At 64.8% G+C, this 13,443-nt stretch carries 10 protein-coding genes and 3 pseudogenes; 6 read left to right on the top strand and 7 right to left on the bottom strand.

Annotation, left to right across the window (positions count from 1 at the left end; translation table 11 throughout):
• Positions 1-184 precede the first annotated feature (184 nt).
• Genes SHTP_RS09730 through SHTP_RS09720 form a run of 3 tightly spaced genes read left to right on the top strand, consistent with a single transcriptional unit; the run spans position 185 to position 3,332 of the window.
• Positions 185-1,852, top strand: a complete 1,668-nt coding sequence (locus SHTP_RS09730) for a nitrite/sulfite reductase (protein WP_096370457.1) — start codon at positions 185-187, stop codon at positions 1,850-1,852.
• A 29-nt stretch (positions 1,853-1,881) separates the two neighbouring features.
• Complete coding sequence (locus SHTP_RS09725; protein ID WP_096370456.1) at positions 1,882-2,616, top strand: phosphoadenylyl-sulfate reductase; 735 nt, start codon at positions 1,882-1,884, stop codon at positions 2,614-2,616.
• The gene (locus SHTP_RS09720) at positions 2,613-3,332 is read left to right on the top strand and encodes a sirohydrochlorin chelatase (protein ID WP_096370455.1); all 720 of its coding nucleotides are present in this window, start codon (positions 2,613-2,615) and stop codon (positions 3,330-3,332) included. The genes SHTP_RS09725 and SHTP_RS09720 overlap by 4 nt, the downstream gene beginning before the upstream one ends.
• 20 nt (positions 3,333-3,352) lie before the next feature.
• Here the strand turns inward: SHTP_RS09720 and SHTP_RS09715 are convergent, their stop codons facing one another.
• Positions 3,353-4,291: a LysR family transcriptional regulator gene (locus SHTP_RS09715; RefSeq protein WP_096370454.1), complete on the bottom strand. Its 939-nt coding sequence runs from the start codon at positions 4,289-4,291 to the stop codon at positions 3,353-3,355.
• Between the two features lie 77 nt (positions 4,292-4,368).
• Here SHTP_RS09715 and SHTP_RS09710 point away from each other — a divergent pair.
• Positions 4,369-5,742 (top strand): annotated as a pseudogene (locus SHTP_RS09710) (FAD-dependent oxidoreductase).
• A gap of 22 nt (positions 5,743-5,764) precedes the next feature.
• Positions 5,765-6,091 carry a ferredoxin gene (fdxA, locus tag SHTP_RS09705; RefSeq protein ID WP_096372406.1) on the top strand — a complete coding sequence of 109 codons (327 nt, stop codon included), beginning with the start codon at positions 5,765-5,767 and terminating at the stop codon, positions 6,089-6,091.
• Between the two features lie 126 nt (positions 6,092-6,217).
• On the opposite strand, the gene SHTP_RS09700 is transcribed toward fdxA, so the two are convergent.
• Together SHTP_RS09700 and SHTP_RS29760 are read right to left on the bottom strand one after the other, a co-directional pair.
• On the bottom strand, positions 6,218-6,811 hold the full coding sequence (locus SHTP_RS09700; RefSeq protein ID WP_015356312.1) for a TetR/AcrR family transcriptional regulator: 594 nt from the start codon (positions 6,809-6,811) through the stop codon (positions 6,218-6,220).
• A gap of 184 nt (positions 6,812-6,995) precedes the next feature.
• A complete protein-coding gene (locus SHTP_RS29760; protein ID WP_096370453.1) occupies positions 6,996-8,360 on the bottom strand; it encodes a PE family protein in 1,365 nt (454 codons plus the stop codon).
• 284 nt (positions 8,361-8,644) lie between these two features.
• Here SHTP_RS29760 and SHTP_RS09690 point away from each other — a divergent pair, with 284 nt between their 5' ends.
• Positions 8,645-9,877 (top strand): alpha/beta hydrolase family protein, encoded by a 1,233-nt coding sequence (locus SHTP_RS09690; protein WP_096370452.1) that lies wholly within the window; start codon positions 8,645-8,647, stop codon positions 9,875-9,877.
• An 8-nt stretch (positions 9,878-9,885) separates the two neighbouring features.
• Here the strand turns inward: SHTP_RS09690 and SHTP_RS09685 are convergent.
• The 4 genes and pseudogenes from SHTP_RS09685 to SHTP_RS09670 all read right to left on the bottom strand — a co-directional run.
• Positions 9,886-10,407: pseudogene (locus SHTP_RS09685) on the bottom strand (lysophospholipid acyltransferase family protein); the annotation flags it as partial.
• 20 nt (positions 10,408-10,427) lie between these two features.
• Positions 10,428-11,630: an ISAs1-like element IS2404/ISMul1 family transposase gene (locus SHTP_RS09680; RefSeq protein ID WP_420872982.1), complete on the bottom strand. Its 1,203-nt coding sequence runs from the start codon at positions 11,628-11,630 to the stop codon at positions 10,428-10,430.
• A 123-nt stretch (positions 11,631-11,753) separates the two neighbouring features.
• Positions 11,754-12,080, bottom strand: coding sequence for a lysophospholipid acyltransferase family protein (locus SHTP_RS09675; RefSeq protein ID WP_231991344.1), 327 nt, complete (start codon positions 12,078-12,080; stop codon positions 11,754-11,756).
• 290 nt (positions 12,081-12,370) lie between these two features.
• Positions 12,371-13,393 (bottom strand): annotated as a pseudogene (locus SHTP_RS09670) (PE-PPE domain-containing protein); the annotation flags it as partial.
• Between the last annotated feature and the right edge of the window lie 50 nt (positions 13,394-13,443).

Raw genomic sequence — 13,443 nt, 5'->3', positions numbered from 1 at the left:
GTCATGACCCGCGGGGTCCGATGAAGCGCCTTTCGGGTATCTCCCGCTGACCAACATCACCGTCGATGTCGCAGGCCAGCCTCATGTCCGCACACGAGGGGTCCGCCGGTTGGCCATCAACCGGCGGAGCGTGCGGTCCAGGCAGCCAATCCCGGTCAGCATTGTCGACAGAGGAGTAGGCCGCATGACGACAGCCCGTCCCGCCAAGACTCGCAACGAAGGCCAATGGGCATTGGGACAGCTTGATCCGCTGAATGACACCGAGCAGATCAAGCACGATGACGGCCCGCTGAACGTGCGCGACCGGATCCTCAACAAGTACGCCAAAGAAGGCTTCGACAGCATCGAGAAGACCGATCTGCGGCTGCGCTTCAAATGGATGGGTCTGTACACCCAACACGAGCAGGGTTACGACGGCAGCTGGACCGGCGACGAGAACATCGACAAGCTCGAAGCCAAGTACTTCATGATGCGGGTGCGCTCCGACGGCAAACCAATGTCGGCGCAGACAGTGCGCGTGCTGGGCCAGATTTCCAGCGAATTCGGCCGTGACACCGCCGACATCGGCGACCGGGAGAACGTGCAGTTCCACTGGCTGCGGATCGAGGACGTTCCCGAGATCTGGCGCCGGCTCGAATCCGTCGGCCTGTCCAGCATTGAGGCCTGCGGTGACTGCCCACGCGGCATTCACGGTTCACCACTGGCCGGCGACTCGCTCGATGAGGTGCTCGATCCCTCGCCGGCGATCTACGAGATCATCCGGCGCTTCCTGGGCAACCCCGACTACGCGAACCTGCCCCGCAAGTACAAGAGCGCGATCTCGAGCCTGCAGGACGTCTCCCACGAGACCCACGACGTCGCGTTCGTCGGAGTCAATCACCCCGAGCACGGTCCCGGGATGGACTTGTGGGTCGGTGGCGGCCTTTCGACCAACCCGATGATGGCGCAACGCGTCGGCGTGTGGGTCCCGCTGGACGAGGTGCCCGACGTTTGGGAGGCGGTCACCCAGGTGTTCCGCGACTACGGCTACCGACGGCTGCGCGCCAAGGCCCGGATCAAGTTCTTGGTCAAGGACTGGGGCGTAGAAAAATTCCGTGAGGTCATGGAAACCGAGTACCTCAAGCGCAAGATGATCGACGGCCCGGCTCCCGAGCCGATCAAGCACCCGATCGACCACGTCGGAGTGCAGAAGATCAAAAACGGGCTCAACGCCGTCGGCGTCGCCGCTATCGCGGGACGCGTCACGGGCACCACCCTGCAGGCGGTGGCCGACCTGATGGAGAAGGTCGGCTCCGACCGGGCCCGGTTCAGCCCCTTCCAGAAGCTGATCATCCTCGATGTGCCCGACGACAAGGTGGACGAACTGGTCACCGGTCTGGACAAGCTGGGCCTGCCGTCCAAGCCGTCCGGGTGGCGCAAGAACACAATGGCCTGCACCGGCATCGAGTTCTGCAAGCTGTCGTTCGCCGAAACCCGGGTCCGTGCCCAGTCTTTGGTGCCCGAGCTGGAAGAGCGCATGGCCGACGTCGAATCCAAGATCAACGTGCCGATCACCCTGCACATCAACGGCTGCCCCAACTCGTGCGCCCGCATCCAGGTCGCCGACATCGGGTTCAAGGGTCAGTGGATCGATGACGGTGAGGGCAACTCGGTCGAAGGATTCCAGGTCCACCTCGGTGGCGGCCTGGGCGAACAAAGCGGGTTCGGCCGCAAGCTGCGCCAGCACAAGGTGACCAGTGACGAGCTCGGCGACTACATCGACCGGGTGACCCGAAAGTTCCTGGATCAACGCGAGGAAGGCGAACGCTTTGCGAATTGGGCGCTGCGCGCCGACGAAGCCGACTTGCGCTGAGCGCTTCCCGACGAGCTGAGGACAACACGATGAGCGATCAGCCCAACGAGACGCAGCTGCGTGAGCTGGCCGCACGCGGTGCCGCGGAGATGGAGGGTGCCAGCGCGACCGATCTGCTGTGCTGGGCCGACGAACACTTTGCCGGGATCAACGGACCCCGCGGCTGGGCGACGTGTAATTACGTGGTTGCCTCCAATATGCAAGACGCCGTCTTGATCGACCTGGCATCGAAGGTGCGCCCGGGGGTGCCGGTGATCTTCCTCGACACCGGCTATCACTTCGCCGAAACCATCGGTACCCGCGACGCAATCGAGGCCGTCTACGACATCAGAGTGCTCAACATCAGCCCCGAGCACACCGTGGCAGAACAGGACAAGCTGCTGGGCAAGGACCTCTTCGCGCGCGACCCCAACGAGTGTTGCCGACTGCGCAAGGTCGTCCCGCTGACCAATGCGCTGCGTGGGTATGCGGCGTGGATCACCGGCCTGCGCCGGGTGGAGTCCCCCACTCGCGCCAACGCCCCGGTGATCAGCTTTGATGAGGCCTTCAAGCTGGTCAAGATCAACCCATTGGTGGCGTGGACCGACCAGGATGTGCAGGACTACATCCAGAGCAACAACGTGCTGGTCAACCCGCTGGTCGACGAGGGCTACCCGTCGATCGGTTGTGCACCGTGCACCGCCAAACCGGCAGTCGGTGAGGACCCGCGCAGCGGGCGTTGGCGGGGCCGAACCAAGACCGAATGCGGGCTGCACGCCTCATGAGCACGCTCGTGCTCACCGCGCACGGCAGTAGAGACCCCCGGTCGGCGGACAACGCCCGGGCCGTCGCCGCTGCGCTACGCCGCATGCGGCCGAATCTCGATGTGCGGCTGGCCTTCCTGGAACTCTGTGCACCAAACTTCGTCGACGTACTCGCCGAACTGCCCGACAGCCAGCGGGCCGTGGTCACTCCTCTGCTACTGGCGAGCGCCTACCACGCCCGCACCGACATCCCGGAACAGATTGCGCGCTCCGGCGCGCTCGGTGTCCGCGAGGCCGCCGTGCTCGGCGAGGACGATCGGCTGGTGTCGGTGTTACGCGACCGCCTTGCCGAGCGCGGGGTTTCCCCGCGGGATCGCAACATCGGCGTGCTGGTGGTCGCGGTCGGTTCATCGCACGCCCCGGTGAACGCGCGCACGGCACGGGTGGCGGCCAAGCTCGGTGCGGGCACCCGTTGGGCCGGCACCACAATGGCGTTCGCCACCGGCCCCAAGCCGTCGGTGGCCGACGCCGCCGCACAGTTGCGCGCCAGCGGCGCCCGCCGTCTCGTCATCGCCCCATGGTTTCTGGCACCGGGGCTCATCACCGACCGGGTGTGGAAGTACGCATGCGACAACGACATTGCGATGGCGCGTCCGATGGGCGCCCACCCGCTGGTAGCGCAAACCGTGCTCGACCGTTACGGCCAGGCGCTGGCCGCCGGTGACGCCGCGGCCTGAACCTGTCCGCCGGGCGCCGGCTACTCACCGCCGGACGTGATGTGGCTCAGCAATTCTCGTATTGCCCCGGCGGGCAAAACACGCCCACCGACCCAGATGGCTCGAAGCTGGCGGCGCAGGTCCAGGCCAGGGATGCTGATGGCCCGTAACCGGCCGACCGCCAGGTCATCGGCGATGGCCAACCGGCTCATCGCCGCGGGCCCCGCACCGGCCAAGACCGCGGCGCGCATCGCCGCCGCCGACGAGAGTTCAAGAACCGGCGATGCTTGAACCATGTCCTCACCCAGCACCTGACGCAGCGCCACGGTCAGCGAATCGCGGATGCCAGAGCGGGGTTCGCGGGTAACCAGTGGCGTCTCGGCCAGCTCGCGGGCGGTCACCGGGCTGGGCCGCCGAGTCCACTTGTGCCCGGGCGGGACGACCACCACCAAGTCGTCGTGGCCCACCACACGACTGCCCAGTCCGGTCGGCGGACCGGGATTCTCGACGAATCCGAGATCGGCGGTGCCGTCACGAACCGCGGCGATCGCGTGGTCACTGTTGGTGGCGGTCAAGATCACTTGCGGGGCGGTGGTGCCGCGCCGCTTGGCCGCGTCCTGCAATGCCAGCAGCCAATGCGGCATCAGCTGTTCGGCAATCGTCTGGCTGGCCGCCACCCGGATCCGTTCGAGTCCCTCCTTACGCAGCGATCCAAGGCCCGCATCGATCTCCTGTGCCACTTCAAGCAGGCGGGCTGCCCATTCGGATACGATCAGGCCGGCTGGGGTAAGTTGTGAGCCGCGCGTCGTGCGGACGGCCAACGTCACGCCGGTGTGGGCCTCCATGGCCGCGAGCCGCTTGGACACCGCTTGTTGGGTCAGCCCAAGCTCGCGGGCGGCTGCCCCCAGGCTTCCGGCCTGGGCGATTGCCAGAAAGATTTCAAAAGAGGCAAGTTCGGGCATGCGGGGGCTGAGCGGCATGCTTGATCAAATCACAACCAATGCTTGTGACTCCACAACATCGACACCTCTACCCGGTCGCGTGGGGGATGACGAGCATGAGAGACATGACCCGTCTCTACCACGTAGCGATTGTGGGTTCCGGCCCGTCCGGGTTTTTTGCGGCGGCGGCCCTGCTCAAAGCCGCCAATGCGTCGGATCAGATCGATGTCGCGGTCGACATGCTGGAGATGTTGCCGACGCCCTGGGGCCTGGTCCGTTCCGGTGTCGCGCCCGATCACCCCAAGATCAAATCGGTAAGCCAGCAGTTCGAGAAGACCGCGCAGGACCCCCGTTTTCGCTTTTTCGGCAACATCAAGGTGGGCGAGCATGTCGAAGCGGCCGACCTGGCCCTGCGCTACGACGCGGTGATCTACGCCGTCGGTGCGCAGTCTGACCGTGCACTCGACATTGCCGGCGAGCAGCTGCCGGGCAGTGTTGCCGCGGTTGATTTCGTCGGCTGGTACAACGCGCACCCGCACTTTGAGCAGATGGCACCGGATCTGTCCGGCGCCCGCGCCGTCGTCATAGGCAACGGCAACGTTGCCGTCGACGTCGCGCGCATCCTGGTGACCGATCCAGATGTACTGGCCGCCAACGACATCGCCGATCACGCGCTGGAATCGTTGCGCGCCCGCACGGTTGAGGAAGTGGTGATCATCGGTCGGCGCGGCCCCTTGCAGAGCGCGTTTACCACACTGGAGTTGCGTGAACTCGGCGAGCTCGACGGCGTCGACGTCGTAGTCGACCCAGCCCAGCTTGACGGCATCAGCGATGACGATGCGGCCGCGATAGGCAAAGTCGCCAAACAAAACCTCAAGGTGCTGCGCGATTACGCCAGTCGCCCGGCCTGACCGGGGCACCGTCGGATCGTGCTGCGTTTCTTGACGTCTCCCATCGAGATCAAGGGAGACGGCAAGGTGGAAAGCATCGTGGTCGGCAGAAATGACTTGGTGAGCGACGCCAGCGGACGAATGATGGCCAAGGACACCGGCGCACGTGAGGAACTGCCCGCCCAACTGGTGGTGCGCGCCGTCGGCTATCGCGGTACCCCCACCCCTGGCTTGCCGTTTGACACCAATAGCGCCACCATCCCCCACAGTGGCGGTCGAGTCGCGGGCAGCAGCAACGAATACGTCGTTGGCTGGATCAAGCGTGGACCGACCGGCGTAATCGGAACGAACAAGAAAGACTCCCAGGACACCGTCGACACCCTGCTCGAGGACTTGGCGTACCAACCCGCCACCCCGGCCGCCCACCAGAACCGCGGCGACGCGCTCGCCCAATGGTTGATCTCCTGCCAGCCGCAACTGATTGCCGCTGCGCACTGGGAGGCTATCGACAACTTTCAGCGCGAAGCCGGCCAGTCCCAGCAGCGTCCCCGCGTCAAGGTCGCGAGTCTGCCCGAACTGCTTCGCATTGGCCACGGCTGACATCTCCTGGAAGGAAACCGCTATGACATATGTTATTGCCGAACCCTGCGCCGACATCAAAGACAAGGCGTGCATCGAGGAATGCCCCGTCGACTGCATTTACGAAGGCGCCCGGATGCTCTACATCCACCCCGATGAGTGCGTCGACTGTGGTGCCTGCGAACCGGTGTGCCCGGTTGAGTCGATCTACTACGAAGACGATCTGCCCGCCGAATACAGCGGCTACACACAAATCAACGTCGACTTCTTCGGCGAGCTCGGCTCGCCCGGCGGCGCCGCGAAAGTCGGTCTCACCGAGAACGATCCGGACGCCGTCAAGAGCCTGGAAATCCGGGCGGAGGCCCAGTAACACCAACCCGGATCAAACCCACCAGACCCTGCCCGGGCGGCGCGTATGACCCGCCCGGGCAGTTTTTCGTTCCGCCCGCGCCGAGAGCCGAGAATCACTGCCACACTGAGGGACAGGACGGCCCGGCTACTCCCGCAACAAGAATTCCAGAAACCAATTGCGTTCCGGCGCCGCCGTCTGCCTCTTCAGCGCCGAACCGAATAAGCCCTTAAGCGCCGAACCGGACATGTGCAGCAGCCCCAGCCCGGCGGCAAAGGCTGTGTTGGCACGCATTTCGGCCTCGTCGGCATCAAATCCGTAGTCGCAGAACGCCTGCTGCACGGCTCGCACCATCCGGCGGTCGGCCGAAAGGACCGCGGCCGCAACGGTCTTGTCGGACCGGGCCCACTCGCGCATGGCGCGTTCGAGCTTCCACAGTCGAGGCCTGGCCAGCAGGGCCATCATCAGCGCCAACCGTTCCCGCGGCTCGACCTCACTCAGACCTTCGATTTCGTCGCGATCTTCGTCGCGGAACTGCGCCCACGCCTCAACGAGCGCGTGCCGGTAGCCTTCCATGTCGGCGAAATGCCAGTAGAAACTGCCCTTCGTTACGCCTAGGCGGGCGCAAAGCTGATCCAGCTTGAGCGAACTGAGTCCTTCCTCGGCCAATATTTCGAACCCAGCCTGCACCCAGTCGTCTACCCCAAGCCTGCGATTTCCCGACGTGCTACGCCCTGCCATGAATTCGAGCCTACGTACTGTTGGCACTGCTCTTGCTGTGAGGTGCCCAACAGGGCAAGCATCCCACCAGTCGGCCAGATGTGGGCCTCGAGTGATTTCGCAGGCCAACGGCCCGGCCCCGCCGGAGCGTCATGGTCGCCGACAAGGTTGGCCCCGACCAAGTCGGCGCCCGGCAAAGCGCCGGTTACCCGCTCGGTCCGGGCCGGCCAAATAGCAGCCCGCCGCTACCACCGGCGCCGGGGTCACCGGGGCCCCGGCTGATTGGACCAGTTCCACCACCACCGGCGACGGCGCCGGCACCACCATTCCCGATCAGCCCGGCGCTACCACCGTTTCCGCCATCTCCACCGCGGCCAGCCTCTGTTGTCCCATCCCCTCCGCTCCCCCCAGTGCCACCACCAGCACCGTTGCCGATCAGCCACCCCCCACGACCTCCGGCGCCACCGGTGCCCGCATCGCCCCCATCGGCGCCACTTCCACCAGTCCCGCCGGCCCCACCGGCGCCGCCGTCACCGAACAGCCCGGCCGCGCCGCCGTTTCCACCGAGTCCGCCAGCACCGCCGAATGCCTTCAAGTTGGCATCATCTCCGGCGTTGCCTGCGTCGCCCCCGGATCCGCCGCCACCCCAGAGCAGGCCCCCATTGCCCCCATCGCCACCAGATCCACCGAATCCCCCGAACTCGCCATTGCCGAGGTTGTTGGTGGCACCGCCGCCCCCGTGCCCGCCAAAACCGCCATCGCCGAACAACATGGCGGACCCGCCATTACCGCCATGCCCGCCGGCACCCCCAAAAGCCCCGACGGGATCAACCCCACCTCTTCCGCCATTGCCGCCGTGCCCACCCATCCCGCCGAATATCCCAGTCGCGCCGCCATTCCCGCCGGCACCCCCACTCACAAAGCTGGCGGGATTGGCACCCGCGGCACCGCCATCACCCCCTGCCCCTCCGTTGCCGTACAGCAGCCCGCCGTTGCCCCCCAACCCGCCGGCCCCGCCAGCCGAGCCGCTGGTTCCATCGACACCCGAGCCGCCATTACCGCCATTGCCGAAAAGTCCAGCGGCCCCGCCCGCACCACCCGCAGGGTGTGCGGCATCGCCGGCCGCACCGCTTCCTCCGTTGCCCCACAACAACCCGCCGTCACCGCCGCTACCCCCTGGGGCCGTCGCGTTGCTGCCATTGCCGATCAATGGCCGCCCCAGTAGTGATTGGGTGGGCGTGTTAATCACGTTGAGCACGTCTTGCCCCAGTTGCTGCAAAGGCGCAACGTTGGCCGCTTCAGCGGCCGCGTAGAGCTCCGCGCCTACGTTCAAAGACTGGATAAACTGCTGATGAAACATCGCGACCTGAGCACCTAGCCGTTGATACGCCTGGGCATGGCCGGCCAGCAACGCCGCGATCGCCGACGACACCTCATCGGCACCAGCCCCCAGCACACCGGTGGTGGGCGCCGCCGCCGCCGTGTTCGCTTCGACCAGCACAGACCCGATTCGTTGTAGTTCCATTGCCGCCGACATCAGAGCCTGGGGCGCCACCGCGACAGATCGCATCGCAAATCCTCCAAGGGAATCGTTGTCCACTCATCCACTGCCCATCCCTCGGAGCCAAAGTTCCTCCTGCCGTGCGAATACCGGATAGGCGGACAGCGCGGTACACACCGTACCATCTAGATTGTTACTGGGACATGATGTCTGCGACCGGGCACTGCCCGGGCGATGTGCAAGTGACGCGCGAGCGCGATCATGGCTTGTGCCGTGCGCCGACTCGAGTCAACGCAGCTAGGCTGGCCATATCCAGTCCCGTACCCTGCCGTGTTCAACGAAGTAGAGGCCAGATGCAGGACATCGACCAAACGGCCGCCTCGCCGCGCCCGAGCCGTGGCAACGCCAGTCCCCTGCAGCAGATGCTGGGCCCACTCACCCGTACCGGTGGGTTCTACGCCCGAACTTGGGGCACGTACCTGGATCGCCAGCCTGGCGAACTTCCGGTGGCAAGACCCACACTCGCACTGGCCGCCCAGGCATTCCGAGACGAGATCGTGCTGGCCGGCTTCGGCATGCTGCGGCCCACACCCACGACAACGACGCTGGAACAGACCGATCGCGAGGTGCTCGCGGCGCTGCAGATGTACCGCCAACACGGCTGGCTTGACCGGCCCGAAGCATTCTTCGCGGCTCCCCCGCCGCTCGCCGATGTCACCGTCAAACGCGTGCATAGCATGGGACGCACCTACCAGCGCATCTCGTTCGACAGCGAGTACCAGCCCCACCCCGGCGAACCGGGCCGCGAGCGATGGCTCAGCTACCCGGGAAACCGGCGGGTGTACGGCCTGATGCTGCAACACCGTCGGCCCCGTCCCTGGCTGATCTGCGTGCACGGCGCAGAGATGGGGCGTGCCGCGCTCGATCTGATGCTGTTTCACGCCTGGCACCTGTACTCGGATCTGGGTCTTAACGTCGTGTTGCCGGTGCTGCCGCTGCATGGCCCCCGGGCGCGGGGTCGACCCAAGGGCGCCGCGTTCCCGAGTGAGAACGTGCTCGATGCAGTCCATGGCGCCGCCCAAGCCGTGTGGGACTTGCGGCGTCTGCTGTCCTGGATTCGCTCACAGCAGGCCGGCCCGATGATCGGGCTCAATGGGATTTCCCTCGGAGGTCTGCTCAGCGCGCTGGTCGCCAGCCTCGACGACGGGCTCACGTGCGCGATCCTGGGAGTGCCGGCCGTCGATGTGGTTGATCTGATTGGCCGTCATGCCGGAATCAGTGGGCATCGCCGGCTCCGTCAGACGATGAACACGGCCAAGCCCATCGGTCGGATGATCTCACCGTTGGCGCTGACTCCACGTACCCCGCAATCGGGCCGGTTCATCTACGCCGGTGTCGCCGACCGGTTGGTTCACCCTCGCGACCAGGTCGCCCGGCTCTGGGAGCGCTGGGGCAAGCCCGAGATTCATTGGTATCAGGGCGGCCACACCGGCTTCTTTGGCTCCCAGCCGGTTCAACGGTTCGTCGACGCCGCGCTGGTTCAGTCGGGGTTGGTGGACCCGGCGCAGCTACGTCGCCGACGCTGACGCAGCCATTAGCCCAGAATCGGGAAGTGACGCTGGGACGCCAACGCGTCCAGCCCGCGCTGCATCACTTGACGCACCCGCGCGTCGACGTCTGAGGCATCGGGGTAACCGCCGAACTCGGTGACGATGTCGATCGGCGGCAACACCTCGGTGACGATCTTGGTGGGCAGCGGCACGTTGACCGGCGCCACGACGCTGAACCCGAACGGAATACCGAAAGTGACCGGCAGGATGTTGGTGCGAAACAGCTTGCGTTCCAGCCTGGTGAGCCGCAGCGCACGCGCGACGCGCCTGCCCCGGGTCAAGAACAACTGGCCTTCCTGCCCGCCGATGGACACCGCGGGAACGATCGGCACCTTTGCCTCGATAGCGGTGGCCGCGTAACCGGTCCGACCGCCGAAGTCAATGACGTTCTCGCGCAAGGTCGGTCGATACACGTCAAGGTCTCCGCCCGGAAAGACCAGCACTACCGCACCCGACGCCAACGCCGCGGCCGCGTTGGCCCGCGTCGCGCGGATCACCCCGGTGCGCAGGGCTCCGGCGTTGTTGATTAGCAGGCTTGTGAGCTGGGGAATTGTGGATTGAGGAGGTGTAGGCGGCGGTTGGCGGTCAAAGCGGTGATCCGGCAGGCTTCGGCGATGTTGTCGGCGCCGTTGAGGCGGTGCAGATTGATCGCGGTGTTGCGTAGCGTTGCTAGGACCTGTGCGCCGTTTCCGGTATGTGCCCTTTGACGGTCTTCGTCGAAGGTGACGTCGCGTATCCAGTGCAGGCTGTTCTCGATTCCCCAGTGTTGACGCATCCAGGTCATGATCGCGGTAGGGCGGGCGTGCTCGAACGGCAGGCTGCAGATGGCATAGACCACCTCCACGCTGCGCTGGTCGGTGGCGGTGATCAAGCGTTCACGAGTGATCCGGATGATTTGTTTTGCGTAGGGGAAGCCGATTCCTCGTGCAGCGGTGATGATTTGCAGGGTGCGGGTCTCGACACGGCCGTGGCCGCGGGAGTCGTCGGTAGCGGCTGCGGGCACCTCGGCCCAGGGCAGCGCGGTGATACGCGCAAGTATTTTGGCTTGGTTGGACTTGACGATCATCAGGTAGTGCGACTTCAAGGTGGCGCAGATCAACTTCGCGGTGACGACCTGGGTATGCATCGCATCCACGGTGACCAGCCACCGCAAGCTACCCGGCAGCAGCGTGAGCAGGGCACGTACGCAGGGAATTTCATTGCTTTTCTCGGCGACAGCGAGTTGACCGAGCACCAATCGGGCACGGTGGGCGAACACCGACACGAGATGCGTGGCTGTCGCTTTGGCGCGTAAAGCACCACGCCGCATCTTGCCGTCCAACGCGATCGGCACCAATCCACTGGGGTCGCTGCTGGCCACGTGTGCAGTGAAGTAACTGCCCATCCTGGCGTTGAGGTCGGCGGGGTCTAGCCGAGACAAAACAGCGCGGAAGGTCTTCTCACTGGGCCGCCGGAACCGGACCCCTAATTGGGCCAACACATCATCGGGAGCGGTGGCCGCCCATGTGGCAAAACCAGCATAGCCGCGCATCCCCGCGGCAGTGGCCAGAACCGCGATCGCCAACAAAGCCATCAGCGAATACCTCCGACCGCGTGGGTCCCTCGGGTCTGGCACCGAGGCCAACACATCGAGAAACTCCGATCCGATGAGCTCGCTGCGCTCACCAGGACTCCAGCGGTCGAACACCTCTGGAACCGACGACACAGGCAATACTGAAACGGTAGGCACGGGCAACTCCAGACCAACGACGAAAAGTAACCAACTCGATCGTTCTCCAGATAGCCCGTGCCTACACTCCGGCCCCAATAGCGCGGCACCAAAGATCATCAACCCAGCTCACAAGCCTGCTAATCAACAACGCCGGAGCCCCGCCCCGGTGCGGTTGAAGAACTCCGCGGCGGGCCCGGCGAACAAGGTGTCAAAGCCAAGCGCGAACAACGGGCGCTCGTAGCCGTACTGGTCGTAGTAGCCGACGGCAAAAACCGACAGATCAAACGAAACCAGGCCACCGGAATGGTTCGACACCAGCAGGGACGCACCGGGCGGGATGTTGTCCAGGCCACGCACCTCGGAACGGAAATAGCGCTTGACAATCGGCCTGGTCAGGGCGATGACATGCGCGGTGAGGGCGCGATCCCACTTGTCGATGTCGGTGGTATTGCTCCGGGTTTTGCTCATGTCATGCCTAGCTCACGGGTGCCGGCTTTGATGCTACGCCGCCCCAGGGGCACCGTAGCGCTGTGTTGCAGCGAAATCAGCGACCCTCGGAATTCCAGGTGATGACAAGCGCCTCAACAGCTCTCGACCACATCACGCACCTGGCGCAGTTCCCAAAGCCCAGACCCGTAAGTACGTCTCGGCCCGGCCGGTCACCATTGCAACGCACGGGACGCGGCTGCGGATCCGCTCGTCATCGACTGACTTCCAGATCGATCGCCCTCGCCGATCACCCAGCCAGACCGATCGAGCTAGGGAAAGAGACTCTGCAGATCTCTGATGTTGCTTTGGAGAGTTCCGATGGCGACCAGGGCGACTACTCCACCCGAGATCGCGGTCAGGCCCACGTCGGCCGCGATGGGATATCCGAACGCATTGATGAGGTTGCCCTGCAGGAGTTGATCGACAAAGAGGGTGGCGTCATAAGTGGGCATCGTGATGACGAAGGCCGTGCCGATGTCTGCCAACGGAAGCAGAGTTGCGTAGTCGTCGGAGACAATCTTGGTCAGCGTGTTGACGACCTCTACCGGAGTGGGGGCCGCCGCGAGCGCGGCCATGAGGTCCGGCGCTTGCAGCATCGGCGGTGATGGCAGCGTGGCCGGCTGCGAGAACATTTGCTGAATATCGGCCTTGAAGTCGCTAATGCCCTGCTTCGTTCCCGCCACCAGCGCGTCGGCGATGACGTGTGGCGGCACATCGGGGAACAAGCCGAACGGCGTCGTAATGTCGGCGGGGCTCGTGGAATAACCGTAGGCGGGGTCGCCATAGCCGAGGTTGACGAGCACTTTCAGGTCCGGCTGGATCAAGTTCGCCAAGGGGTTCCCGATGACCGGGATCGCACGTAGCGGCTCCAGAAGTGGCAAGTTTGCCGTCGGAAGAATGTAGTAACTGGTGACGCCCGAGTAGCCTGGGGAGGTCGCCAATGGAATCGCATTATCGACCTGAGCTTGGGTGAGATCCAAATAAGTTGGATGCACATACACAATGCCCATGACTGCATTGAGATCGGAAATAAAATTTAGCGGATAACGCGGGAAGTCGGCAAAGCCATCGTATTCCAGCGTGTAATTCGCGGTCGGGTAAATAGTGTCCGGCGGCGTTCCGCCGTAGAAGGTCAACCCCAGGCTCGGGATCGACAGGTCCGGGAACCGGGCCAGCAATCCGCCGTTCGGGTTCATCTCGTTGCCCAACAGCACGAAGTTCAGCTGAGACGCGGTTGGCGCGGCCGGTCCCAGAGCCGCCAGTTTCTGCATTTCCAAAGAAGCGATCACCGCAGGGCTCCGGCGTTGTTGATTAGCAGGCTTGTGAGCTGGGTTGATGATCT

The organism is Mycobacterium ulcerans subsp. shinshuense (genome assembly GCF_002355775.1).
Taxonomy (GTDB): Bacteria; Actinomycetota; Actinomycetes; order Mycobacteriales; family Mycobacteriaceae; genus Mycobacterium; species Mycobacterium marinum.
The sequence above is the reverse complement of the archived record's forward strand: the minus strand, read 5'-3'. Positions and strand labels throughout refer to the sequence as shown.

Bases quoted from the DNA above. Each gene is read 5' to 3' on its own strand.
- SHTP_RS09720 (WP_096370455.1), top strand. From the start codon at position 2,613: ATGAGCACGCTCGTGCTCACCGCGCACGGCAGTAGAGACCCCCGGTCG.
- fdxA (WP_096372406.1), top strand. From the start codon at position 5,765: ATGACATATGTTATTGCCGAACCCTGCGCCGACATCAAAGACAAGGCG.
- SHTP_RS09715 (WP_096370454.1), bottom strand. From the start codon at position 4,291: ATGCCGCTCAGCCCCCGCATGCCCGAACTTGCCTCTTTTGAAATCTTT.
- SHTP_RS09725 (WP_096370456.1), top strand. From the start codon at position 1,882: ATGAGCGATCAGCCCAACGAGACGCAGCTGCGTGAGCTGGCCGCACGC.
- SHTP_RS29760 (WP_096370453.1), bottom strand. From the start codon at position 8,360: ATGCGATCTGTCGCGGTGGCGCCCCAGGCTCTGATGTCGGCGGCAATG.
- SHTP_RS09690 (WP_096370452.1), top strand. From the start codon at position 8,645: ATGCAGGACATCGACCAAACGGCCGCCTCGCCGCGCCCGAGCCGTGGC.
- SHTP_RS09730 (WP_096370457.1), top strand. From the start codon at position 185: ATGACGACAGCCCGTCCCGCCAAGACTCGCAACGAAGGCCAATGGGCA.
- SHTP_RS09675 (WP_231991344.1), bottom strand. From the start codon at position 12,080: ATGAGCAAAACCCGGAGCAATACCACCGACATCGACAAGTGGGATCGC.
- SHTP_RS09700 (WP_015356312.1), bottom strand. From the start codon at position 6,811: ATGGCAGGGCGTAGCACGTCGGGAAATCGCAGGCTTGGGGTAGACGAC.